Annotated in this window: 15 protein-coding genes; 7 read left to right on the plus strand and 8 right to left on the minus strand. The window is 67.2% G+C overall.

The genetic code is table 11. The features are described 5' to 3' along the window. The first annotated feature begins 46 nt into the window (after positions 1-46). The 3 genes from NDR87_RS19730 to NDR87_RS19740 all read left to right on the plus strand — a co-directional run bounded on the left by NDR87_RS19730 (position 47) and on the right by NDR87_RS19740 (position 12262). The gene (locus tag NDR87_RS19730; protein WP_251914390.1) at positions 47-11524 is read left to right on the plus strand and encodes an alpha/beta hydrolase; all 11478 of its coding nucleotides are present in this window, start codon (positions 47-49) and stop codon (positions 11522-11524) included. A gap of 35 nt (positions 11525-11559) precedes the next feature. Next, on the plus strand, positions 11560-11877 hold the full coding sequence (locus NDR87_RS19735) for a hypothetical protein (RefSeq protein ID WP_251914389.1): 318 nt from the start codon (positions 11560-11562) through the stop codon (positions 11875-11877). A gap of 76 nt (positions 11878-11953) precedes the next feature. Then, on the plus strand, positions 11954-12262 hold the full coding sequence (locus NDR87_RS19740) for a WXG100 family type VII secretion target (protein ID WP_251914388.1): 309 nt from the start codon (positions 11954-11956) through the stop codon (positions 12260-12262). A 71-nt stretch (positions 12263-12333) separates the two neighbouring features. On the opposite strand, the gene NDR87_RS19745 is transcribed toward NDR87_RS19740, so the two are convergent. Next, on the minus strand, positions 12334-13104 hold the full coding sequence (locus NDR87_RS19745; protein WP_251914387.1) for a MerR family transcriptional regulator: 771 nt from the start codon (positions 13102-13104) through the stop codon (positions 12334-12336). 159 nt (positions 13105-13263) lie between these two features. Between NDR87_RS19745 and NDR87_RS19750 the strand changes: the two genes are divergently transcribed. From NDR87_RS19750 to NDR87_RS19765, 4 genes are all read left to right on the plus strand, one after another. Continuing rightward, complete coding sequence (locus tag NDR87_RS19750) at positions 13264-14790, plus strand: amino acid permease (protein WP_251914386.1); 1527 nt, start codon at positions 13264-13266, stop codon at positions 14788-14790. 138 nt (positions 14791-14928) lie between these two features. Next, a complete protein-coding gene (locus NDR87_RS19755) occupies positions 14929-17247 on the plus strand; it encodes a serine/threonine-protein kinase (RefSeq protein ID WP_251914385.1) in 2319 nt (772 codons plus the stop codon). Between the two features lie 31 nt (positions 17248-17278). Continuing rightward, the gene (gene dtd, locus NDR87_RS19760) at positions 17279-17722 is read left to right on the plus strand and encodes a D-aminoacyl-tRNA deacylase (RefSeq protein WP_251914384.1); all 444 of its coding nucleotides are present in this window, start codon (positions 17279-17281) and stop codon (positions 17720-17722) included. 211 nt (positions 17723-17933) lie between these two features. Continuing rightward, complete coding sequence (locus tag NDR87_RS19765; protein WP_251914383.1) at positions 17934-18158, plus strand: hypothetical protein; 225 nt, start codon at positions 17934-17936, stop codon at positions 18156-18158. A 71-nt stretch (positions 18159-18229) separates the two neighbouring features. On the opposite strand, the gene NDR87_RS19770 is transcribed toward NDR87_RS19765, so the two are convergent. From NDR87_RS19770 to secY, 7 genes are all read right to left on the minus strand, one after another. Further along, a complete protein-coding gene (locus NDR87_RS19770; RefSeq protein ID WP_251914382.1) occupies positions 18230-18544 on the minus strand; it encodes an ESX-1 secretion-associated protein in 315 nt (104 codons plus the stop codon). 1 nt (position 18545) lies between these two features. Then, positions 18546-20429 carry a hypothetical protein gene (locus NDR87_RS19775; protein ID WP_251914381.1) on the minus strand — a complete coding sequence of 628 codons (1884 nt, stop codon included), beginning with the start codon at positions 20427-20429 and terminating at the stop codon, positions 18546-18548. 157 nt (positions 20430-20586) lie between these two features. Beyond that, the gene (locus tag NDR87_RS19780; RefSeq protein WP_251914582.1) at positions 20587-21405 is read right to left on the minus strand and encodes an ESX secretion-associated protein EspG; all 819 of its coding nucleotides are present in this window, start codon (positions 21403-21405) and stop codon (positions 20587-20589) included. A gap of 5 nt (positions 21406-21410) precedes the next feature. After that, entirely contained in the window at positions 21411-23231 is a 1821-nt protein-coding gene (locus NDR87_RS19785) for a hypothetical protein (protein ID WP_251914380.1), read from the minus strand. 171 nt (positions 23232-23402) lie between these two features. Further along, positions 23403-24203, minus strand: a complete 801-nt coding sequence (gene map, locus NDR87_RS19790) for a type I methionyl aminopeptidase (RefSeq protein ID WP_251914379.1) — start codon at positions 24201-24203, stop codon at positions 23403-23405. Between the two features lie 5 nt (positions 24204-24208). Then, complete coding sequence (locus tag NDR87_RS19795; RefSeq protein WP_251914378.1) at positions 24209-24754, minus strand: adenylate kinase; 546 nt, start codon at positions 24752-24754, stop codon at positions 24209-24211. Continuing rightward, on the minus strand, positions 24751-26073 hold the full coding sequence (gene secY, locus NDR87_RS19800; RefSeq protein WP_251914377.1) for a preprotein translocase subunit SecY: 1323 nt from the start codon (positions 26071-26073) through the stop codon (positions 24751-24753). Before secY ends, NDR87_RS19795 begins: the two co-directional genes overlap by 4 nt. Position 26074 lies beyond the last annotated feature (1 nt).

Consider the following 26074-nt stretch of genomic DNA (forward strand, 5'->3'; position numbering starts at 1 on the left):
AAAGCTTGTACCGGAGTGAATTCGGCTCTGCCATGGAGATCTGAACGTGTCGATCCACATGCCCGCCGAGCTGCAGTGGCTCAGCTATCTCGCGGGCTCGTCGTGGCCGCAGGGGGACGAGGACACCCTGTTCGCGCTCGCCGAGGACTGGCACCGAGCCTCCGACGAGCTGGGCGGCCTGGTCGCTGATCTGCGCGCCGCCTGCGACACCGCGCTGCGGAGCTACTCCGGAGACGGCGCGGAGCAGATCAAGGCACAGTTCGACAAGTTCTTCGAGGGTGACCAGTCCATCGCCGAAATCGCGAAAGGCCTGCGCCAGCTTGGCGATTCGGTCCGAGACTGCGGGACGCAGATCGAATACGCCAAGCTGCAGATCATAATCACGCTGATCATCACCGCCGCCGAGATCGCCTACGCGCTGGCGACTATGTGGGGAGCGTTCGCGGTTCCGGTGATCCAGGCGGAGGCGGCCGGCATCATCCAGGCCGTCGGCCGCGCCCTGGCGAGCCGCTTGGCGGCTCGTGCCGTCCGCATCGCCGATATGCCGTTGTGGAAGCTGGCCGGGGTCGCCGCACTCCGGGAGGCCGGCATCGGGTTCGGCCAGGAGCTCCTCATCCAGGGCATCCAGGTGGGAAAGGGTCATCGCAACGGCATCGATGTCGGCCAGCTGGCCATCTCGACAGCGGTGTCCGGTGTGTCCGGAGCCGTCGCCGCACCGGTCGGCCACTACATCGGCAAGGGCCTGGGCAAGTTGGCGAACCCGGCGACGATGACCTGGTGGAAGGCCGGCGGAATGGCCATCGCCGCCGGTGTCCCCTCCGGCGTCGTCGGCGCCCTCGGCGGATACGTCGCCAACGGTGCCATCACCGGCGACTGGACCTTCGACCCCAACATGATCCTCGGCGGCGTGGGCGGTGGTCTGGTCGGTGGCGTCCACGGCGTCTCCGATCACCTGCAGAACACCCGCGCCGCCCTGGCAACCGACGGCAGCGCCCCCCGCATCGTGGAACTGTCCAACGTGTCGCCCAGCTCGGCCGGGAGTGGGAGCGCGACCGGTCCCGTTGGCACCGGCGCCACCAACCCCACCGCCCCATCCACCGCGCCAAGCATGCCGCCACGCGGCTCCAGCGATGTTCGGCCCGCGGACCCCGGCGCGCGCACCGACCGACCCACCGGCGCCGCCCCCACCACTCCCCTCGCGAGCAGCAACTCCGGCACCAGCCAACGCATCGGCGCCAACCCAACCACCACTCCCCTCGGGGACGCGGTCCCCGGCGCCCACCAATCCACTGGCGGCGGCACCGGTACGGCTCCCCTCGCCGGTACCGCCTCGGACAACAGCCGACCCGCGGGTACCCACCCGAACCCCAGCCCCGCCGCGGGAGCGAATCCGCACACCGGCCAACCCCCCGCCGCCGCACGGTCGAACATCGGCCCGTTGACCGCCGCGAGCGCGAGCACCGCTCCGCTCGCCGGCTCCAGTTCGAGCACCGGCCATGCCACCGGCGCCGCTTCGAATACGACCGATCCGATCGGGCCCGGCATGCATACCGGTCAGCCCACGACCACCCCGAACCCCAACTCGCTCGCCGGTGCCGCCGCCGCGGACGCCCCGGTTCCCGTAGCGCAGGCAGCTCCAACCGCTCAGCCGCCCAACGTATCCCGTTTCCCGGGCAGCTCGGACCCGCCGCCCTCGGCGCATTCGTCGATCCCGATGCGGCCCACCGACCCCGACGTGACGCCAGCCCGGGCGACCGCGCCGGGCCCCGCCGGGCCGGCCAGTTCCTCTCTCACACAGCACGTTTCGAGCGCTCACACTACGCCCCCGGGCGAGGGCATGACGCCCGCGCGCCCCGCCGTGCCGCCCACGTCCGCGAGCCGACTCGTCCCGTCCGGCGAGGACGGCAGCCGCGCGCGTCCGGCTCTCCTGCCGAACGCTCCCGATTCGCCCCTTCGGGTCGGTCCGACCATGCACAGCACGCCATTCCCGGCGAATCCCGTTACCCGACAATCTCTGTCGCCCGACACGCCCGTGACTGTTCGATCCACGCGGTCGGCCGATCCCGACGCTCCGGCCCGGCCGCCGCAGACTCGACCCGACCGCCGGCGCGCCGAGATCGAGCGCCGACAACTCCTGCTCGACGCGGCGAGTGCGGCTCTCGAGCGCCGGGAGCGGGCTCTGCGGGTCCAGCGCACCGAGACCACGAACAAACAGCGCGCACTGCTGCGGCATACCGGCGATCGCGCCGAACGGGCCGCAGCGTGGCGGGATGTCCGAATCAGCTGGAACGATCTGAACGAGATCGAGCAGACCCTGCGCGCGGATCGGGAGAACCTGGTCCGACAACAGGCAGATCTCGACGCATGGCGAGAACAAGCCGCCGAAGGTCGGCCTCGCCCGTTGCCCGAGCCCGACGCCTTCGCACCCGCGGCACCCTCGATCACACCGCCGGATCCGCCACCGGGCTCGGGCGGGAGTGCCGACCCGCAGTCGGTGCGCGCGCACACTCGAGCGGTCGAACACTGGTGGCGTACGCGGGGCAGCCAGTGGTGGCAGGACCTGCGCTTCGCGGAGTTGGAACCGGCCGATCAGCTCGCCCTGGTGACCGAATTCGCCGGGCTGCGCAATGGGGACGGCATCCCCGCCGAGGTGCGAGATGCGTTGAACCGCACCTACATCGCCAGGGAATTGGCCAGGTCGATCGAGCTGGGCCGCCCGTCCGCGCTGTCCTCGGTCGAGCGGCACCGTCTGCGCAACCTGCGGGAGATGTTGATCAACCTGTACAACGCCGATCTGCAGGCCCGGTTCATCGCCCGCAAGACCGGCATCGAGCAACCGCCGGTTCACCTCTTGCGATTCGATCCGGATGCGTTCGGCGGGTACGGCAGCGCTGTCATGAGCTACGGGAACGTCGATACCGCGGAGTCGGTGTCGTGGTACATCCCGGGCGTCGGCACGTCGATAGCGACCATGCACACCGACGTGATCAACGGCATGAACCTCTACGCGGCGACCAAGCGTGCGGATCCGGAGCTGGCGGTAGCGACGGTGGTGTGGGTCGACTACAAGACTCCGGGCGGGGACGGGCGGCCATGGACGATGCTGCGGGCCACTCGTCCCACGCTGGCGATCGAGGGCGCCGATCGGCTGCGTGCCGCTCTGCACGCCTTCGACGAGGCCCGTCGCATCGGCGCGGACGGTGCACCGGCGCACCGCATGCACGTCTTCGCGCACAGCTACGGTTCGGTCACCGCCAGTTACGCCGCGCACAACGGTCGGCTTGCGCCGGTGATCGAATCGCTCACCCTGCTGGGGTCGCCTGGCGCCGGTCCCGTCCGGCATGCCTCGGAATACGGCCTCGCACCGGGCCGGGTGTTCGCCCTGCTGCCAGCGGAGGATCCGGTCGCCCGGCTGGGCGCACCCGCGCCGGGCATGCGCGGGAGCTTGTTCGACGCGGTGCAGCACGCCATCGATATCGGCCACGGTATATCCCCGGCCAGCAAGGAATTCGGTGCCATTCGTGGCCGGTCCGAATACCCGGAACGCTATACGGGCGTGACGGCGCATCGTCAACAATTCGAATTCACGAGAGATTTCGCCGGGAACTGGGTGCCGTCGGAATCCCTCGACAATATGGCGAGGATCGCGACCGGCAACTACGACCGGGTGGTGACCGAGGCACACCGTCCGCCACTGCGAGCCCGCACCTGGAAATCGGTCTACGCGGGGGTGCCCGATCCCGCCGGAATCCGCCTGGTACCACGACCGCTCACGGTGGCGCACGACGGTTCGGTACCGCATCCGCGCGCTCTCACCAGGGCGGTGACCGCGCCGCCGGCTATCGGCCCGACGCGGCCGGACCGCGCCGCCGGCGGAGAATCCGGACCTGGCACCGGCGCAGCCGGTATCGCCGCGGCCGTCGTGTCCGAACCCTCTTCCGAGCACCGCAGCCTCGCCCGGGAAGCGCTGAACTTGCTGCGCCCCAACGCGGTTGCCGACGATCTGCTGCACGGGCTGATGTCGCCCGAGACTCTCGCCACCCGTCCGGGCGCGCATGAGGACACCGCCGAAGATCTCGCCCACGCGCGCACCATCGCCGTCATCCGAGAGCGGGCCCGCGATACGACGACCCGAAATGCGGCATGGTGGGCCTCGCTCGACACCGAACATCGCCGTGCCCTGCTGGAGACCTATCCACACCAGCTCGGCAATGCCGACGGCATCCCTCCCGAGATTCGTGACAAGGCCAACCGACGCGCCATCGCCTACGACCTCGCGGCGCTACGCGGGCGCGAGGTCCCGCTCACCGCCGAGCAGCGCGTCCAGCTGCGCAATCTCGAACTGACCGTCGGGCAACTGTGGCAGATCGAACGCGATGCCGGAACCCTGCCCGGCTCGCCACCGGTGCGCGTGCTGTCCTTCGACGCGACCGCATTCCACGGCAAGGGGCGGATAGTCCTCACCCTGGGTGATATCACCACCGCAACCAGTGTTTCCTGGCATATCGGCGGCTTCGGCACGAAGCTGTCCCGGCTGCGACATCGCTGGAACTACCTGTACGACCACTACACGGAGACCCTGGCGCACGCCGCCCGCCGCACCGCTTCGTCCGAAGGGTTCGAGGCCGCGTCGGTGCTCTGGTTCGGTTACGAACACCCCACCGGTGTCGGCGAAGTGGTCACCCCGCATCTCGCCATCGAGGGGTCGAAAGCCTTCGCCCGCGACCTCGCGGCCTTCCATGCCCTGCGGGAACAGGCGTCCGGCAACGCCGATCTCCCGCACAACCACGTCTTCGCGCACAGTTACGGCTCGACCACCGTCAGCCATGCCGCCGCGCACGCGCGACTGGCCCACGAGCTGTCCACCATCACCCTGCTCGGCTCACCCGGCGCCGGCCCCGTGGCACGGGCCGACGAATTCGGCATCGGCCCCCGCGTCTACGTCGTCTCTTCCGACTGGGACCTCGTGACCAAGTTCGGCGTCGGCCGACCCGGCTTCCGCAACCTCATGTCCTTCAAGGGCCTCGGCGTCGATCCGGCCGTCGCGAGCTTCGGAGCGAAACGCCTGCACACCGGATTTCCTTCCGGCCTCACCACCCTCAACCCCATCGACCCGCACCGGCGATACCTGCGCACGATCGTGCGCGACGGCAACACCCAACCGCTCGCCTCCCTGCAAGCCACCGCGGCCATTGCCGCGGGCAGCACCGAGACATTGTCGTTCAAGCCGCTGCGCTCGAACGCACCCGGTGCCATCGACGCCCCCTCGCACACGAGCGGACCCCGCGAGGGCTCCACCGCCGCGGACGGCAGCCGGCCACTTTCCATCGCCACCGACCCTGGGCGTCCCCGGTCCGACCACCGAATCGGCGCCATGCCGACGGAATCCGAGAGCAGCGCCAACCACCGGTCCAACGACTGCGGGCCGCAATCACTGCGCCGGCTCGTGGAACTCACCGGCAGTCCAGTGGTCCGCCTGCCCGAGCACCCGGTCGGCATCACCGGCATGAGCCGCGGGGAACTCGAGGACGCCGCCGGCGCCTCCCTGCACTCATACCGCGATCACGACACCGTCGCCCGGCACCTGCTCCAACTGGGTGCCGGCGCCACCGCCCTCATCGTCGACACCTACCGCGGCCCCACCGACATCCACGGCGTCGGCGCCCACGCCTATCTCCTCACCAACGACAACGGCCACATCACCGTCCTCGACCCGGGCCTCGATCGCCACCACGGCTTCCCACCCCGAACTGCCAGAGCCCTCGACAGCACACACGCCATCCTGTATGCCGCCGACGGCATTCCGGTGTCACCGGCGCACCTCCCCGCGGACGCGACGAACGCGGCGGCACAGCTCGTGGACCTCAGTGGATATCGGCTGGTGCCCATGGGATCGGCGGAACAGGGACCCTTCCCTGCCCTCGGTCGCATATTCGCCGAAGAGTTCGGCGACGACATCGGAGTCGCACAGTTACGTTCCAGCATCATCGACGAATTCGGCGAGAGCTGGCCCATCCATCGCGATCGTCTCCCCGCCGATATCACCGAGCGGCACGTCTTCCTGCACCAACTCGAGGACCTGCGCACGTCGTGGAACCCGGACCACCCGCTGGCACATCTGCTGCTGGGCGAGGCTGCCCGGATGTTCGATATCCGTCTCGCCGTCGTCGACGCGCACGGCGCGGGAATCGTGTACGGCGAGCAGGACCGGCCGATGCACATCCTGGTGCACTCCGCGGATGGTCGGCATTTCTCGGTGGCTGAACCGGCCGACGCAGGTCCGCCGGCACAACCGCCTCTCCCGCCGCTCATAGCGGTCACAGCCGGAAACGACAACGGGTACCTGTACTTTCACAATCATGTAGCGGCTCGCATGTACGGCGAGCACCTGGAAGCGTTGCGGCGGCAGCACTTCGACGAAACGGGTGCCGGATTCTCGCCACAGCAGCTGACATCCCTCCGGCAGTACGCCAGAGAGCCGGTGCCCAACTACTTCCTGCGTCTGAACGAAACCGCGATCGCGGAACACTTCGCCCTGATCGGACGGGCGCGAGCGGAAGGCAGGTCCCTGCGCGACCTGCTCGCGATACCGTCCGAGGCCACGGCGATACCCGACCCAGGGCGTCATCCGGGATTGGCCGACTACCCGAGTCTGCGGACCGCACTCGCCGACGATCAACGGCTTCGCGAACTCTTGCTGAAGGCCGATCACCGGGAACTGGCCGAGTACTACGGAACCCTCGATCCGACCATCGAGCACATCGAGAAACACATCGAGAACATCGATGCCGCCTTCCAGCTCGACCGGCCGCTGCCGCATGCGTTGCGGGCCGTGCGTGGTGTCCACGACATCGCCTCGCTGCTCGACGGGGCGGGTAACCGGCTCGGCACGCGCGATCCGCATATGCTCGTCGGCACGATTCAGCGCGACCCAACATTTCTGTCCACCTCGCTGGCCGACGAATACACCACCACCAGCAGACGAAATTTCCACCATCGCTTCGAATTTCGCATTCCCGCCGGAACGCGTGCCCTGTGGCTCGATCCCTCGTTGAGCGCCCACGCCTACGAGGAGTGCGAAATTCTACTGCCCCGCGGCATCACCTACCGAATCGACAGTGTCACCGACACCGGCACTCCGGACCGGCCGCAGTTCACGATTCGCACGACGGTCATCGCGACGGAACCGGCGACCGATCTCGACACGGTACGAATCGGCGGACGCCGAGGGTGGGACGACCTTCCGGCCGACATCCGACAGGCCGTGCGTGGCTATCTGGAGGCTCCAGAACTGCTCGACGCGATGGCGAGTGAGCCCGATGCCGCGGCGGCCTTCCGCGACCGCTCGACCGTGCTGCGTCGAGGTCACGCGATTGTCGAATCGCTGACCGGGGGAAGCGATTCGCTCGATATCCACGCGCTCGAGCAGCAGCTGGCACACCTGGATCGGGCGGCGCGAAACCAGGAGCCGCTGTCGGCCTCCGATCGTAATCGGTTGGCCTATCTGGAGGAGATATTCGACGCTGACGATCCACACCGATACTGGCGGGAAATACGCTCGCAACACACAGAGTACGGTGAGTTGGCGGCCTACATCCGCCGGCATCTCGGCGGCGCACCCGATTCGGAATCTCTGCACCGTCTCGATCCCGAGGCCGCCGGTCCGGTCGACCACGACGAGATTCTCCGATTTGCCGAAGACCAATCGGAGGGGCTCTCGGTAGCCGCAGGCCAGCCAGCCGCCTCGTCCGACAGCGATTCGCTCGCCCGTTTCCTCGCCGAGCAGCATCGCATCGCGCGGGACGCCCTGGAGATGTTGGGGCACACCGCGACCGCCGCCGATCTCCTTCATGTTCCGGTCTCCCGCGCGGACATCGAAGGCGTCCGCCTACACGAACGGGACCTGGCCACCGCCGAGGCGGCCGGCACCCTCGACTACACCCGGGAGATCGCGGCAATCCGGGAGAAGGCACGAGTAACCACCGTCCGCAACGCGTCCTGGTGGCAGTCACTCGATGCGGAACAGCGCCGCGCGCTGCTGAACACCCACCCGCACCAACTGGGCAATGCCGACGGCCTTCCGCCCGACGTCCGGGACAAAGCCAATCGCCGAGCCATCGCCTACGACCTGGTAGGACTGCGCAACCAGGAGGGCCCGCCCACCGCCGAGCAGCAAATCCGGCTTCGCAACCTGAATCTCACCATCGCACAACTGCTGACAATCCAGTACGACGCCCTGCCCCTGCCCGGGTCGCCGCCGATCCGCATCCTGTCCTACGACGCCGACGCCTTCCACGGCAAGGGCCGCATCGTCATGACCGTTGGCGACATCACCACCGCTGAGAGCGTCTCCTGGCACGTCGGCGGCTTCGGCACCAAGCTCTCGAGGCTCGCGCATCGCTGGGACTACGTCCACAACCACTACCTCGCAACGCTCGCCGCAGACCCGCACCGCGCGAACCCGGTCCGGCGGCTGGAGCCCGCCGCCATCCTCTGGTTCGGGTACGAGCACCCCACCACGCCCGACAAGGTCGTCGTTCCCCACCTCGCCCGCGACGGCGCGAGATATTTCGCCCGCGACATTGCCGCCTACCATGCCCTGCGCGAGCAGGTCCTCGGCAATGCCACCACCCTGCGCAATCACGTCTTCGCCCACAGCTACGGCTCCACCACTGTCGCCTTCGCCGCCGCACACCGCCAACTCGCACACGAACTGTCCACCCTCACCCTGCTCGGTTCCCCCGGGGCGGGCCCGGTGACCAACGCCGAGGAATTCGGCATCGGTAGCAACGTCTACGTCATCTCCTCCGGCTGGGACTTCGTCACCAAGTACGGCACCGGTCGATCGGGACTGCGCCATCTCCTGCCGGTCAAGGGCCTCGGCATCGACCCCGCCACCGAGAACTTCGGCGCGCAACGCCTGCGCACCGGATACCCCTCCGGCCTCACCACCGCCAATCCCATCGATCCACACCGCCGATATCTGCGCTCGATCCCGAAGGACGGGGCGGAAACTCTGCTCTCCCTGACGAATCTCGGCGCCATCGCCGCCGACAACCACGCCGCGCTGTCGCCCAAATCCCCGCGTCCCAGCGCGACCACCGCCGGCCATACCCACCCGTACCCGCCCCACGATCTCCCGCCCCGCCCGCCGACTCCCGAACCGCCCGGCGAATTGGGGGCCGAGGAAGCTCGAATCGGGGCCACCGCCACCACGCCGACCGAGCACATCGCTCGGCAGGCCAACGACTGCGGCCCCCGCGCACTCCTGGCCCTGGTCGAACTCACCCGCAGCGCGGTGGTCCGGGTCCCGGAGCAGCCGACCGACGCCGCGGGCATGTCGCAACGGGAACTCGAAAAGGCCGCCGGCGCACCGCTGCACCGATTCACCGACCACCAGGACATCGCCGACCAACTCCTTCACCACGGTCCCGGCACGACGGCACTCGTGGTCGACACCTACCGCGGTCCCACCGACGCCCACGGCGTCGGCGCCCACGCCTACCTGATCACCAACCGCCCCGACGGCATCGTCGTCATCGACCCCAGCAGGAATCACACCGCGCCGTTGCGAGCAAAGGCCGTCGAAGGGATCGGGGCCGTACACGCGATCCTCTACACCGCGGACGGCACGCCGATACCAGCGACACCGACGCGGCCGACCGCCGACCAGGCAGCGCCGGAATCGAGTCGAAACGTCAGGCGCTTCCAAACCGACGCGGAGGCAGCCGAGTACGGATCTCGCCATCTCCGGGAACTGAAGACGTTACCTCCGCAGGTGCGACTGGCCGTCCACGCTTACGAGAGGGAGACGGTCGTCAACAGCATTCTCCGTACGCACTCCGATCCGGGCGAAATCGAGCCCTATCTCGATCGGCTCCAACGGAATGCGGAGATCGTCGACCTGCTGGACAGCGACTACCCGGACCTATCGGATGCTCCGAGCCTCGCGCAGGCCAAGGCACAGCTGATCACCGAGGGCGCGTCACCGGAGACGGACGAGCGCATCCAGTTCATCGACGAGATCCTGAATCATCCGGATCCCGGGCAACGGTGGACGGAAATCAAGGGAGAGTGGGATCACTACTACCTCCTGATGGCCTACTACCAGCAGTATTTCGGCGATTTCGGGCCGGAGGTCGTACAGCGACAGATCGACCTCCTCGACCAGGCTACGCGCAGGCAATTGCGCCTCCCCGAAACTGTTCAGGTATTTCGGGCACTGCCCGATATCCATTATCTGGTCGACAGCCAGGGCACCCCGCTCGCCGACCGAGATCCTGAGAACTTGATCGGCACCGTCCAGACGGAGCGCGGCTACCTGTCGACCTCGCTCACCGCGACCCCCCTGGTGAACCACCCCTATGTAATGAAGCTCGCCGTTCCACGCGGATCTCTCGGTCTGTACATCGGAGAGGACGGCGTAGTCCGCGACCAGCAGGAGGTCCTGCTGGCCCGCAACACCGAGTACCGAATCACCGCGGTAGAACGCGAACCCAACGGCACAGTCGTCCTCGTGGGCGAGGTCCTCGCCCCGGGCGCCAGTACGGCGGAAATCTCGACCGCCAACTCCCCTGGCCGAGGCGACGGCACAGCAGTGCTCGACACATCGGCGGGACCAACTCACGGCAGCCACCCCGAGTCCCGCATCGTCGCAGATCGTCCGGTCGGTTTCGGCGGGAACGACCTACCGAGAATCGGCATGTATCCCAATCAGGGGTGGCAGCAGCATCCCTACTACTTTTCGCAGCAGGGGTACCCTCCCGCACAGCCGGGGCAGACCTTCTACTTTTCACCGCAGGGCTACACCCAACAGCCGAACCAGGCGCAGCATGCCTACCCTCAATACTCGCAGACCTACTACACCCAGGCACAACCGCCCAGCAGCGGATCGGTGGATATCTCATTCCAATTGGGTGGCGGACAGCCGTCACAGTGGGCTGGATACGCCACCACCTCAACGTATTCCGCCGCACCTGCCGGAGACTCGAGCACCCCTTGGCGGCTGCCCGACAATACAGTCGTCGACAGCAGTACGCATACCGTGGTCAACAGAGGGGATATGACCTATATCCTGGACTCGGCGATGCAGCCCAAGTACGCGCATGGTTCGCTCAAACCGCCGGCGAAGTACAAGAAGAGAGGAGTCGGCCACCTACCACATCCGGTCGGATTCATCGAAGGCGTCGACCACCGCGGGCACATGATTCCCGAGGCCGGGGCCGGGGAGCAGGCAGACGTCAACGTCCCGGAGAACATATTCGCACAACAGGGCAATGCAAATACCTCGGCAAAGAAGAAGTGGGAGAATGCCGCGATCAAATATGCGCGAAACAACCCGGGCACTAAAATGCTGGCAAAAATATTGGATCGCGATTCCACGGGCCGCCCCACTCGTTCCGCATATGCCCTGTTCGATCACACGGGCAGAGAGCTAACACAGTTCACAATGGAACTGGACAACCCGAGAGATAACTGGACGAAAGCGAAGGCTGTCTACAAGTACAAAAGCTCTTTTTGGTAGAACGAAAGCCCGGAATACAATCAGGAGCGAGAATAGTGTCCATCTCCCTGGAAGAACAGCAACGCCTCGATTCGGTCATCGGCAGCCTGGTGCTGGAGGAAATGTACGAGGACGACAACACCGCGGAGTTGACCTTCGAGGTCGATCGCGGCGAGATCACCGTTCGGCTGGTTGCCGAAACGCAGCCGATCATCGTCCCATCCGATGGACTCCTGCAGGCCGTCGGTCAGCTGGTGACCGCCCACGAGCGATCGGGAACCAGTTTGACAAAGGCGCACTACAGGTATTCCAAGCAACCGAGCGGGCACTGGCAATGGGACGCCGAATACTCTTACGCGGATGGCAATCCTTAGTCGCATGGCCACCCGCGAGGCAGGCAGCCTCACGCACCTGAACCGCCCTCGCCGCAACCCCTGAGGAACCTCCACGATGACCCAGACCGTTCATGTCGACCTCGCCGGAATACGCAAAGCCGCAACGGAATTCGAGGCCGTGGCCGACAAGACCCGCACCACGCTGAACACCCTTCGCGCCGCCGCCGAGGGCAAAGGCGAGCCGTGGGGTAACGACCATGGCGGCGAACAGTTCGCCAACGGGGACCGGGGCTACAAGGCCGGTCGCGACCGGATGTACGGCGTGTTGGGCAACCTCGTGCAGGTGTTCGCGGACAACGCGAAGAACCTGCGTGATGCCGCCCAGACGTTCGAGACGAACGAATCGAACTTGTCGCGGCGCTAGCGCGACGGAATAACGTGCCGTTGCTCAACGGCGCGATCATCGCAGGAGTGCTCGGACCCAGCGGCCGACGATCACCGGGAAGGCGTCTGCAGCCACTCTCCGGTGTCTCGCTCCAGATAGCGCGCGACGAAGCGATCGACCAGCTCGGCCGCCATCCGACCGGGAACGACCCGCGCCTCGGACAGCCGGGCGGCGAGTTCGGCGACATCCTCGTTCGCGCGGTTCGACTGCTGGAACGACTGCCAGGCGGTCCGCTCGAACAGGTCGACGAACCGGCGTGCGATGCGATCGCAGTCGGCGACCAGCCGCTCCAGCTCGTCGAGCACCTGCGCCTGCGTCAGACCCGCCGCGGCGAGCTGCTCGGCGACGCGAATGAGCTGCCGATCCACGACGCGATAGGTGTCCGCGTCGACCGGCTCGTACATGCCCGCCGCGATCACGCGGGCCAGCCCGTTGGGCACATCGCGATAACGCTGCGCGAGTTCGGTTGCGGCAACGAGGGTTTCGGCGGGCCGGTCCGTCGGCTCGGCCGCGACCGGCGCGGCGATCGCAGCCACGCCGAACCCGGCGGCCGGCTCGCTCACGCCGAGGATGGCGCCCAGATCGTCACCGCGATCCCAGGCTTCCAACAGCTCCCGGATCCCGTTGAGCTTGATCCCGCGATCCAGTAGCCGACTGATCACCCGCACCCGGTTCAGATGCTCCGGCCCGTAGAAACCCGTGCGCCCCTTCACCTGCGGAGGCGGTAGCACTCCGCGCTCGTGATAGACCCGCAAGCTTCGGACGGTCGTGCCGGCCTCGCGCGCCAGCTCGTCGATCGTAAACTCCGCACCCGCTGCCATACGTCAAGGAAACCACAACGAAACAGGGGCCGGACCCGTCCGCGACGTCGCTGTGGCCCCCGAAAACATGAGATGACAACCGTGCACAAACGTTGAACGTGCCGTTAAGTAGCGGTACGTTATCCTGCGTTATGATCGCCATCACATGAAAGGCATCTCATGACCACACTTCGACCGCCGGCGGGAGAGACGCAGGCAGCCGCCGACGCCCTGCACGCCGAGGACGCGGGCTACCACAAGGCGCTGCGTCCCCGTCAGCTGCAAATGATCGCGATCGGCGGGGCCATCGGCACCGGGCTGTTCCTCGGCGCGGGCGGTCGGCTCGCGGAGGCGGGCGCCGGACTGTTCCTGGCCTATGCCGTGTGCGGCGTATTTGTCTTCTTCATCCTGCGAGCCCTCGGTGAACTGGTCCTGCATCGCCCGTCTTCCGGCTCGTTCGTCTCCTACGCCCGCGAGTTCTACGGCGAGAAACTGGCTTTCGGCGTCGGCTGGATGTACTTCTTCCACTGGTGTATGACCGGCATCGTCGACATCACCGCGATCGCCACCTACGTTCACTACTGGGGAGCGATGCAGGTCGTCCCGCAGTGGCTGATCGCATTCATCGCGCTGGCCGCGGTGGTGGCCATCAACATGGTGTCGGTGAAGTGGTTCGGCGAGATGGAGTTCTGGGCGGCCCTGGTCAAGGTGGTCGCGCTCGTCGGCTTCCTCGTCATCGGAACCGTCTTCCTTGCCGGCCGGTTCCCCATTCAGGGCCAGAGCACCGGCTTGTCCGTGATCACCGACCACGGCGGGCTGCTCCCCAACGGTGTGCTGCCGCTCGTGCTGTGCACCACCGGCGTCATCTTCGCCTACGCCGCGGTGGAACTGATCGGCACCGCCGCCGGGGAGGCGGAGAAGCCGGCCGAGATCATGCCGCGAGCCATCAACTCCGTCATTGCCCGCATCGCGTTGTTCTACGTCGGATCGCTGGTGCTGCTGGCACTGCTGCTGCCCTACACCGCCTTCAAATCCAGCGAGAGCCCGTTCGTGACCTTCTTCTCCAAGCTGGGCGTGGACGGCGCCGGCACCGTGATGAACCTGGTCGTGCTGACCGCCGCGTTCTCCAGCCTCAACGCCGGGTTGTACTCGACCGGCCGCATTCTGCGCTCGATGTCGATGAACGGTAGCGCGCCGGCGGTCGCCTCCCGTATGTCCAGCCGCGGCGTTCCGTACGTGGGCATTCTCGCCACCGGCACGATCGCGCTGTTCGGCGTCGGACTCAACGCCGTCGTCCCGGAGAAGGCGTTCGAGATCGTGCTGAACATATCGGCGCTGGGCACCATCACCGCGTGGGCAGCAATCGTGCTCTGCCAGCTGAAGCTGTGGCAGTGGTCGCGCGAGGGTCGGATGCAGCGGCCCGCATTCCGGCTGATCGGCGCGCCCTACACCGGCATCGCCACGCTGGTCTTCCTGGCCGCGGTGGTCCTGCTCATGCTGTTCAGCGACAGCGACGTGCAGCGCGGCGCGGTCATCGCCATGGTGGTGATCATGCTTCCCGCCCTGGTGGGCGGCTGGTTCCTCGCCCGTCGGCGGGTGCTGCTGCTGGCCGCCCAGCGCGAGGGCGCCACCGGCCAATTCCCGGTGCTGGCCGAACGGCCCCTCCAGCATCGCGAGCAGCGCGGCAACACCGTCGCAGACGAGTAGCGACGCGGTAACTCGCGATGAGGCACAATCGCGAGGAGCCCGTCCGCCCGCCGCGCAGTGCGCCGAGTCCCACCCTCCGGACTGCGCGGTGGCGCGGGATAGAGCCGGTTCGTCGCACCGTGGGTCCGAGAGGGTTGAATGCCGGAAGAATCCAGCGCATCCGACCGTCCGCGCCCGCACGCCTGGGCGAGCCGGCGGACGCGGGAGACGGAACGTCCTCCGAGTCCCAGCACGTCCATCTGGGCCACCCGACGCGCCACGGACAACCCCGGTCCGTGGCAACCGGACACGCGACCGGCGACCGGCCCGAGCGGCGACGCGGGCTCCGGCACGAGCGTTCGATCCCGGCCCAGTGTTCGTCGCCTCGGTGCCGGTCTGGTCGCCCTCCCCGGGGTGGAGCCGGTCGATCCGGCCACTGCGATCCTGCCGAATCCCGAGGTACCGGAGGCCAAGCGGTTCTGCTGGAAATGCCTGAAGCCGGTCGGGCGCTCGTCCGGGAACGGGCCCGGTCCGACGAGCGGCGCCTGCGAACACTGTGGATCACCGTTCAACTTCCGACCGCTGCTGCGTCCGGGCGAGCTGGTCGCGGGTCAATACGAGGTGCAGGGGTGCCTGGCCTACGGCGGCATGGGCTGGATCTTCCTGGCCCGGGACCGCAACGTCAGCGACCGCTGGGTGGTGCTCAAAGGGCTGCAGAACCCGCTGGACTTCGAGGCCCACGTCGTCGCGCTGGCCGAACGCCAGTTCCTGTCGGAAATGGCGCATCCCGGGATCGTCAAGATTTTCAACTTCGTCAAGCATCGGGCCGCGGACGGCGTCCCGTGCGGATACATCGTCATGGAATACGTCGGCGGACGGTCGTTGAAGACGATGCTCGACCTTCGAGCACCCGAACGGCTGCCGGTGTCGGAGGCCATCACCTACGTGATGGAGGTGTTGCCGGCGCTGGACTATCTGCACTCGTGCGGGCTGGCCTACAACGACCTCAAGCCCGACAACATCATGGTGAGCGAGGACGAGGTCAAGCTCATCGATCTCGGCGCGGTCGCCGCCAGGGAATCCGGTGGCAATCTCTACGGCACGCCCGGTTACCAGGCGCCGGAGTTCACCCGCACGGGACCCACGGTGGCCTCCGACATCTATACGGTCGGGCGGACACTGGCCGCGTTGACCCTGAATCTGCCCGCCGACCGCGACGGCCACAAGCTGCCCGGCATCCCGCCACCGGATCAGGAGCCGGTGCTGCGTCGCTGTCCGTCCTTCCACCGGTTGCTGCTGCGGGCGACCGATCCCGATCCGGCGCAACGATTTCCGTCGGCGTATGCGATGCACCGACAGCTCGCGGGTGTCCTGCGCGCGGTACTGGCCGAGGAGACGAACCGGGAGTATCCGCAGGTTTCCTCGGTCTTCGGCGCACCGCGCGGCGAGTTCGGCATCGATCTCTGGATCCGCGGGACCGACGGCCTCATCGACGGCCGCCATCGCACGCTCTCCCTCGATGGGTCGAGCGTCGTTGCGGCACTGCCGATTCCCCTGATCGACAGCGAGGACCCCAGCGCCGAACTACTGTCTCCGCTGCTCTACGGCGACCCCCGCCTCGCCCTCGACACCCTGCAGCAGAGCAGCAACGGCATGCACGCGGGCACCGTGGACGAGCCCGAAACCTTCGCACTGGAAAGCACCTTGGCCGCGATCCGCGCTCACCTCGATCTGCGCGAGGTGGACATCGCTCGAGCGAAGCTGGCCGACCTGGCCGCCGAGCATCACGACTGGCGCATCGACTGGTATTCGGGGATCGCGGCGCTCAGCGGTGGTCACTACGAAAAGGCTTACGAACGTTTCGATCTCGTCCACTCCCGGGTGCCAGGCGAGATCGCCCCGCAGCTGGCGCTGGCCGCCACGGCCGAGCTCATCCTGCAAACCCCCGACAAGTCGGGTGATCCGGACCGGTGGTCCCGGGCGGCGGCGCGCTACTACCGCGCGGTGTGGCGCACCAACCGGGGCGTGACCAGCGCCGCGTTCGGACTGGCGCGACGGCTGGCGGCCGACGGCGACACCGGGGCGGCGGTGGACACGCTGCAGGAGGTTCCGGAGACCTCACGCCATCACAACGCGGCGCGACTGACCGGGTGCCTGCTGCTGGTTTCCCGGCCGCCGAACGAGATCACCCAGGCCGATCTCGACGAGGCGGCGATGCGGCTGCAGGCACTGCCGGACGAACCGCGGCTGCCACAGATGCAGGCGATCGTGCTGGGCGTGGCGCTGGCGTGGCTGCGCACCGGCAGGCGACCACGGCCACCGGATGCGACGATCTTCGGCTTCCCCTACACGCAGGCGGGACTGCGCGGCGGACTCGAATCGGTGCTGCGGACGATCGCGCGCATGAGCCCGCACCGCTTACAGCGCTACGCCCTGGTCGACCTGGCCAATTCGCTGCGCCCACGATCCTGGTGGTAGGCCCCCCGCGGCCTTTGCGAGGATAGGCGGCGTGCGTGTCCTGGTGCAGCGAGTGAGTTCCGCGCAGGTGACGGTGGGCGACGAGGTGGTCGGGCGAATCGACCCGGCGGCGCACGGCGCTCCGCACGGCCTGCTCGCCCTGGTCGGGGTCACCCACACCGATATCGAGTCGACGGCGAAGGCGCTGGCCGACAAGCTGTACCGGCTGCGGATCCTGGACGGTGAACGCTCGGCCGCCGACCTGAACGCGCCCATCCTGGTAGTCAGCCAGTTCACCCTGTACGCCGATACCGCCAAGGGCCGCCGGCCGTCCTGGTCGGCCGCGGCGCCCGGCTCCGTCGCCGAACCCCTGGTCGACTTCTTCGCCGACGCCCTGCGCGGGCTCGGCGCGACCGTGGCGACCGGACGTTTCGGCGCCCACATGCACGTCGCCCTGGTCAACGACGGACCGGTCACCGTTCTGCTGGAGGCGTGAGCCGTCGCGCCGGCCGCCGGCGTTTCGGGTTCGCTCACTACGGCCCGACACGCCACCGCGCAGCGCCGTGGCGGCTGTTGTGAAATCTCCAGCGAGGGCGGCGAAGTCGCCGTACTCTTCTGCACACGAAGCTACCGTTCGGTATTACCGGACGATGCGACGGGATGGACGTTCCACCGCAGTATGCCCGGTCGGGCAAGGAGAGAGCATCATGAGCAAGCGCCGCACCTCCGCGGCTCCCGGAACCCAGGAGATTCTCGACTTCTTCGGCAAGTGCCCCGAATGTGGTTATCCGGCACGGGCATCCGCCACCGCCCAGGGTGCGGACAGGGTCCTCGCCTCCTGCGATCGACCCTGCGGATGGAGCGGGCTGGTGCCGCTGACGACCATGACCGCGCATCGGAGGGGGCCGCGCAGCAACGCCTCCGCCCCCTAGCGGGAAACGGGCACGGTGCAAAGTCGGTCGTGTTCGAAGTCGAGCCTCGCACCGGGCGAAGGGCGCGGATATCAGCAGAAGCGCTCCGCATTGCCGTGCTCCGTCCTCGCCAACTGATCCGCGGCCACCCGCTGGCCGTGCGCGAAATCTCCGAAGGTGTCCGCCATCTTCTCGATGGCGGCGAGCATGTTGTCGCGGGCGGCTAGATAGCCGCGGTCGCCGTCGGCGAACTTGCCACCGAAACCGTCGTCACCCCACGGGGTGCGGCCGTCGGCCACCACTACCCCCAATGTGCTCAATGTGCGACGGATGGACTCCCGAATCCGATCGCATTGCCCCGCCGCCGCGCGCAGCCGGACCGGATCGACCTCGACCTGCTCTGCCATCTCACTTCTCCTTCTTTCGCTCCGAATTCCCACCGCTGTCGAGCGTGAAGGCCACATCCACGCGGTCCTCCACCGGTCGGGGCCGCGCGGGCAGCCACTCGGCCGGGCTCGGCGCATCCGGTGCGGTGAACGTTTCCGGCAGTGGCGTCCACTCCGGATACCGTTTCGGGCGGGTCTTGGCCTTCATATCCTTTCCGGCTCCGAGGAACGGTTCCTCGCGCCGGTCGGACGAACCCTGCTGTCCCCCCGCGGCATCGGCATCGCCGGCCTGAGCCGGCGGAGCGACGCCCGGCCTCGACGGTGGCGACCAACCACCGTCCACCGAGGACGACCACGAGGTAGGAGGTTCGAATCTCCCGCGGCCGGACCTCGACTGCGCATCCGAGCCACGCGAGATCGTCGTGGGCGCATCGCCACCGACCGCCCCTCGCCCGCTGTGAATCGTCTCCCGACCAGCGTGCCGAATCGGGTCCGGCGCGGTGTGAAACGACTCGCGCCCGCTACCCGCCGACTCCCGCGCGGTATGAAACGACTCCCGCCCACTACCCGCCGACTCCCGCGCGGTATGAAACGACTCCTGCCCACTGCTCACCGACGACTCGCGAGCAGTCCGATAGGACGCCGAGCCATGATCGGATCGCCGCCCCGAGTTCACCGTCGGGGTGTCGGTGCCCTGCCCAGCGCTCCCCGCACGACCGCTCGTCGTCGTACCACCGCCTGGGGCTGTCGAAAGCGCTTGTGAGCCATCGGCATTACGCTGGCTGCGCGGTAGCGCCGAACCGTCGTGGCCGACAGCGCTCGCACCGGTCGGCGCCGCAGTACCGGCAGTCGGCGCGGTCCGCGGCGCACCGGGCCTGTGCATCCACAGCCGGTATCGCACATCCGAGGTCGAAATCGGCGTCGACTTCGCGAACAGGCCCCGCGCACCGCCGACGGCGCTGCCGCGCGAGACGGTGCCGACCCATCCGGTCGGCGAGCTGAACGACGACCAGTCCCCCGTCGCGGCTCCCATTGCGACATTGCCCAGCGCGGACCCGACCACACCCGCCGACGCCCCGATGAAGGCCCCCCGCGCGGACCGTCCCCACCAGCTGTTCAGGTGGTGCCCGGCCAGTTTGTCGATACCGTTGCCGAGGTATCGGGCCATCTCCCGGGACGGCATCGCTCCGGCGACCGACGCCAGCGCGGACAGCCCCAATTCCGTGCCGTCGAAGTGCCGGCGCTTTCCCGCCGCCATCTGACCGAGCTGCACGGCAGAGTTCAACCCCATCGAAGTGAGCGCGGATTCGGTGAATTTGACGCTGTAGACACCGATTCCCTTCGCCGTCGGCAGCACCGCGCGCCCGCCGGCAATCTCCTTCCAAAAATATCGTTTCTCCGCCGAGGCGCCGAGCTTCCTGGCCAGATTCATTATCGACTTCTGCGCCATGTCCTCGAACACCCGCAGAAACGAGCGCGTGGTGGATATCGCCGCCGCCTCCACCGCGGGCGCGGTGGGCGGAAACAGCCAGGCCCACAGGATCTCGAGCGCCAGCCAGGCCAGCGACACGATGATGGTGAGCTTGGTCGCCTCCAGCTGAGTGCCCATGTCGAAGGCCGACTCGGAGACCGCGCGCACGAGTTCGGCCAGCGTTTCCAGTGATTGGTCACCGTTGCGGAGCTTGTCGAATCGTTGGCCCATCGCCGCCGGGGCAGTACCGCTCGGATAGGCATGCATGGTCACCTGCTTGGCCGTGTCGATCTCGGTCAGCAGCGCCTGCAGCTCCACACCGGCCGCCTGCCATGCGGCGGAGACCGCCCACATCGCGTCCTCGTCGCCGGCGGGCCAGCTCGAGCCGGCCACCCACCCGATCCAGCGCAGTCCCTCGGGCAGATACAGCGTCATCGCGATCCGCTCCCCCGGGTTCGTCGGTCCGCTTCCATCGCGGACAGAAAACCGCACGGGATTGAATTCGCCGTGGCGCACAAGGAAACTCGCCGAGCTGCCCCGTCAAATCCGGATCATCGCGACATCATCCGCGCACGCGTGGGGCCGGGCCGGTTCAGCGGACTTCCCACTCCCGATGGGTTTCCATTCGCTCGAGAATGCGATCGATGGAGGCGGCCAGCTTCACCGTGAGGTGCCGGGATCCGATGCCCATCGCCGTGGGGGCGTGATCGAGCACGAACACGTACCGGCCGTCATCGGGAAGGTCCCGCCAGACCATGATCTCCTCGAGGATCCCTCGTCGACCGTACTTGGACCGTCCCTGGCTGACGCTGATCCCGCCGGTCATGGTCGCGGGGACGGCGAAGAAGCGCTCGCTCAGGCCGTCCGACGACGCTCCGAGCTCGACCGACTCCGACACCAGCGACCCGCCAGGCCGGTACAGCTGGTCCGACTCCGCCCAGCCGCCCTGTTGCGTGGCAGGCCCGCCGGCAATGGGCACGTTGCGGAAGCGGCGGCCGGCCTCCGCGGTGGGCATCGCCCGGACGACCGCATCCGCCAACGCGCGCGGATCGCACTCGGTGATCGTGTAACCACCGCTGTGCAGCACGGTCTCGCCGGGCAATTGGGTCAGCACATAACCGCGCAGGCCCGAACGCGCGGCATACAACCGGATCCGCTTGTGCGGATTCTCCATCTCTCGGTCGTTCCAGCCGTGCAACACCACGAAAACGTCAGGGCGCAGGAGTGTTTCGAGCACCCCATCGAACGAGGAGTCCAACGTGGCCTGCAAATGCTGCCACGCCCCGTACTTCTCACGCTCGAAGTCTTCGAGCATCGGCGTGCGGCTGAGGAAGACCATCGGCGGTGGCAGGGGGCTGTCGGAATGCCGTTCCCACAGCACCTTGAACTCCACGTCGGTGAAATTCCACACCTGCGTCAAGGCCGGACCACCGGCTTCATCTCGGTGTCACGACGCCCCAGTTCCTGCTCGCCACCGACGACCACCGCCTCCGATGCAGAGCCGCCGCCCTGGCCCGCGGTCACCGGAACGTCCGGCACGGCCGCCGAGCCGGGCCCGGCCAATCCCGCCCCCCAAGCCGAGCCGGGGATCGAGAGGCCCGGCGATGTCGCCGATTCCGGAACCGCGGCCCGCGGGAACAATCGCGTATCGCGCCCGGCGTTCTCGCCGCCGTTCGCGCCCGCGGCGAACGGCCCGCTGTCGGCACCCGGCATGGTGACACCGAAAACCTCCGCGATGCCTCGCAATTCGGGATGGTCGCGGAACACTTGCATCAATTCGGGACTGCGGGAGATCAGATCCTTCAACTCCGGAACACGGGCCGCCGCATCGTGCAATGCGGCCATCCCCGCGCCCGGGGCCGGTCCGCCGAGCTGACCCAACGCCTGGGTGATCGCCGGAATGGCTTGCGCCAGAGCCGGAATGGTCTGTATACCCGCCGACAGCGCGGCCATCAACGGCCCGAGCAGCTGCGCCACGGCCGCCAGGGCCTGAGCACCACCGTCGGCCGACGAACCGCCACCGAACTGCGAGCCCGGGACGCCCGCGCGGGGCTGCTGCTTGGGGGCGGTCTTCGGTGGCTGCTGCTGTGGCCGATTCTGCTTGGGGGCAGGCCACGGACCGAGCGGCGCGGTCTTGGGAGGCTGCTTACCGGCACCCGAGCCGCCTCCGGGCCCGCTCCCCTTGCCGCTCCCGTTACCCTTACCACCCGTCCCCGGACCGGCGTGCGACCCGTTGCCGTCCTTCTTGTTGCCCTTATCGTCTTTGTTCTTGTCCTTGCCGTCGCCGCGGTCGTCCTTTTTCGGCGGCTGGACTGCGATCGGATTGGCCTTGGGGTCGGGCAGGACCGGGAACTGCTTCTCCGTGTTCAGCAGCCCCTGCACATAGTGTTCGTTGAACTTGTTCTGGAATTCCTCCAGAGCGCATTCACTCACATTCGGGTAGGTCGGCATGACCTGCTGGTTCGAATACAGCCAATCGGAGGTGTATTCCAGGTTCTGCCCCATGAAATCCATGGCGTTGGTCAGGTCCTTGACCGTACCGGCATACTTTTGGATCGCCTGGACCGCGGACTCGCCACCGGGGCTCTTCCAACCGCTCCCGGTCAACTTCCGCACCTGTTCGGCCAGGTTGCTGCCGTGTGAGGAGAAGTCGGTGGCCATGAAGCGCCACAATGCGCCCGCGGCCGCAGGTATCTCGGGGTGGCTGTCGGTACGCAGCTTGTGCAGATCCGGGCCCTGCAGATGGGTGGGATTCTCGGGCCCGATATCGGACGGCTCCATTGTCAGCCCCGGCGCCGGGGTCGGCGCTTTGGGCTTCTTCCTGCTCCCGGGCGCGTTCCACTGCGGCGCATCATATTTGACGTTGGCCGCGCCGGGTGACGAGTTCACCCTCGAGAGGTTGGCCTTGGAGGTCTGGTCGGCCTCCTTGTAATTCTTGCCCGCGTCCTTGAAGGCGTCGGTCAGATTCGACAGCACTTCGATGTGATTGGTGAACGCGTCGCGCAAACGGGTCGCCCGGATGTTGAACTTGTCCGCCAGCTTCTGCCCGCTCGGCTGCGGGCTGTAGCGCTTCATATTGCTGACGTGCTCGCGGTCGACGAGACCCTGATACGCCTTCAACCGCTCGATCACATCTGAGCAGGCTTTCGCGCAGTTCAGTGCCACGTTGATATCGACTTCGACCTTGCCCTCCGCCGCAGCCTGCTTCAGCTGTGACCAGGGAGTGTCCTTACCCACCCTGAATGCTCCTCCCGATGCCCGTCACGGCGTTCGAACCCCCATGGTGCGGGCCGGTCGGGCCCTCGTCAGGCGAAAGCATACAACGCCTGCACAAGCCAACGGGGACAGAACTTTTCGGGGATTGCTGGTTACGCGCTGTCATGCCGCGCCGACAGCGCGCTGCCGTGCTTATTCGGAACGCAGGGTGAGAATGCGCGGCCCGTCCTCGGTGACCGCCACGGTGTGCTCCCAGTGCGCCGCTCGGCTGCCGTCCTCGGTCACCACGGTCCAGTCGTCGTCGAGCACCCGGGTCTGTGTGGTGCCCAGGGTCAGCATCGGCTCGATCGCCAGCACCGATCCCACCACCAGCTTCGGCCCGCGCCCCGGCTCACCCTCGTTGGCCAGGAACGGGTCCATATGCATCTGCCGCCCGATCCCGTGCCCGCCGTATCCGTCGACGATGCCGTAGGCCCGCCCGTGCTCCTTCTCCACCGCGCGGGTGCCCAGTTCGATGGCGTGCGAGACGTCGGTGAGTCGATTACCCGGCAGCATGGCCGCGATCCCGGCCTCCATCGACAGCCGGGTGGCCTCGCTCAGCAGACGGTCGGCCTCGATGATCGTCCCGACCCCGAAGGTCCACGCCGAATCCCCGTGCCAGCCATCCAGGATCGCGCCGCAGTCGATCGACACCAGATCGCCCTCGGCGAGCACCTCGTCCTTCGACGGAATCCCATGCACCACACGGTCGTTCACCGAGGAGCAGATCGACCCCGGGAACCCGTGATATCCCTTGAACGAGGGCACCGCACCAGCATCGCGGATGGTCTGCTCGGCGACCTCGTCCAGCTCCAGCGTCGACACACCCGGCTTGGCCGCGGCTCGCACCGCGACCAACGCCTTGCCGACGATCGCGCCCGCCGCCGCCATGGCGTCGAGCTCCCCGGCGGTGCGGAACGGCACCACCTTCTTGTTCTTCCGGCCGAAGACCATTCCCGTCAGTGACCCAGTGCCCGCAGGATGCGCTCGTTGACTTCCTCGACCGCACCCACGCCGTCCACCGAGACGACCGCACCGTCGTAGTGGTCCAGCAGCGGCGCGGTCTCCTCGCGGTAGACGCGCATGCGGTTGCGGATGATGGCCTCGTTGTCGTCCTCGCGACCGCGGCCCAGCATGCGCTCGACCACGACATCCTCGGGCACCACGATGCTCACCACGCCGTCGAGCTCGCGGCCCGACTCCTTGAGCATCTTCTCCAGCGCCTCGGCCTGATCGACCGTGCGCGGGTAGCCGTCGAGCACGAAGCCGTTGGCGGCGTCGGGCTCGGCAATGCGCGACTCGACCATGCGGTTGGTCACATCGCTCGGCACCAGGTTGCCCGCGTCGAGGTACTTCTGCGCCTCCCGGCCCAGCGGGGTCTGCTGCGAGATGTTCGCGCGGAAGAGGTTCCCGGTGGAGATGTGCGGAACACCCAGCTTGTCAGACAGCAGTTCAGCCTGCGTGCCCTTGCCGGCACCCGGCGGTCCGAGCAGTACGAGTCTCACTTGAGGAACCCTTCGTAATTTCTGTTCATCAATTGGCTCTCGATCTGTTTGACCGTATCGAGGCCCACACTGACGACGATCAGCACCGAGGTGCCACCGAACGGCAGGAAGCCCGACCCACCGGCCGAACCCATATTCAGGAACACGTTCGGCAGCACGGCCACTACACCGAGGTAGATCGAACCGGGCAGCGTGATTCGGCTCAGCACGTACTGCAGATAGTCGGCGGTCGGCTTACCTGGACGATACCCGGGTATGAAACCACCGAACTTCTTCATCTCGTCCGCGCGCTCCTCCGGATTGAAGGTGATCGCGACGTAGAAGTAGGTGAAGAACACGATCAGGGCGAAATAGATCGCCACATAGACCGGGTTACTCGGGTTCACCAGGTATTTCTGAATGATCTCCTGCCACCAGCTCCCCTGGCCGCCCGAACTCGACTGGGTCAGCTGGGCGACGAGATTGGGCAGATACAGCAGCGAGGAGGCGAAGATCACGGGGATGACGCCGGCCTGGTTGACCTTCAACGGCAGATAGGTCGAGGAGCCGCCGTACATCTTGCGGCCGACCACGCGCTTGGCGTACTGCACCGGAATCCGGCGCTGACCCTGCTCCACGAAGATCACGCCGATGATGATCAGCAGCGCCGCGAAGCAGACCAGACCGAAGATCAGTCCGCCCTTGCTGTCCAGAATCTGCTTGCCCTCGGCGGGAATTCGCGCCGCGATACCGGCGAAGATCAGCAGCGACATGCCGTTGCCGACACCGCGCTCGGTGATCTGCTCGCCGAACCACATCACCAACGCCGCACCGGCGGTCATCACCAGCACGATGATGATCATGCCGAAAACGCTTGTGTCCGCGAGGATGTCCTGCGGGCAACCGCGCATCAGCTGCTTGCGGGCGGCCAGCGCCACCAGACCGGTCGCCTGCAGAATCGCAAGCGCCACAGCCAGATAGCGCGTGTACTGCGTCATCTTGGTCTGGCCGGACTGGCCTTCCTTGCGCAACTCCTCGAAGCGCGGGATGACGACCGTGAGCAACTGAATGATGATGCTCGCGGTGATGTAGGGCATGATGCCGATCGCGAAGACCGACAGCTGTAGCAGCGCGCCACCGGAGAACAGGTTGATCAGCTGGTAGATACCCGCCGAGTCACCACCGGAGACGACATCGATACAGTGTCGGACCGCCTTGTAATCCACACCGGGTGACGGCAGCGTCGCGCCGATCCGGTACAGCACTATCAGGCCCAGCGTGAAGAGAATCTTCCGCCGTAAGTCCGGGGTCCGGAAAGCCGATACGAAGGCGGAAAGCACA

The organism is Nocardia sp. CDC159 (assembly GCF_023740735.1).
GTDB lineage: Bacteria > Actinomycetota > Actinomycetes > Mycobacteriales > Mycobacteriaceae > Nocardia > Nocardia pulmonis.

Coding starts and splice junctions, on each gene's coding strand:
- NDR87_RS19740 (WP_251914388.1), top strand. CDS start 11,954: ATGACCCAGACCGTTCATGTCGACCTCGCCGGAATACGCAAAGCCGCA.
- NDR87_RS19745 (WP_251914387.1), bottom strand. CDS start 13,104: ATGGCAGCGGGTGCGGAGTTTACGATCGACGAGCTGGCGCGCGAGGCC.
- NDR87_RS19750 (WP_251914386.1), top strand. CDS start 13,264: ATGACCACACTTCGACCGCCGGCGGGAGAGACGCAGGCAGCCGCCGAC.
- NDR87_RS19755 (WP_251914385.1), top strand. CDS start 14,929: ATGCCGGAAGAATCCAGCGCATCCGACCGTCCGCGCCCGCACGCCTGG.
- NDR87_RS19765 (WP_251914383.1), top strand. CDS start 17,934: ATGAGCAAGCGCCGCACCTCCGCGGCTCCCGGAACCCAGGAGATTCTC.
- NDR87_RS19770 (WP_251914382.1), bottom strand. CDS start 18,544: ATGGCAGAGCAGGTCGAGGTCGATCCGGTCCGGCTGCGCGCGGCGGCG.
- NDR87_RS19775 (WP_251914381.1), bottom strand. CDS start 20,429: ATGACGCTGTATCTGCCCGAGGGACTGCGCTGGATCGGGTGGGTGGCC.
- map (WP_251914379.1), bottom strand. CDS start 24,203: ATGGTCTTCGGCCGGAAGAACAAGAAGGTGGTGCCGTTCCGCACCGCC.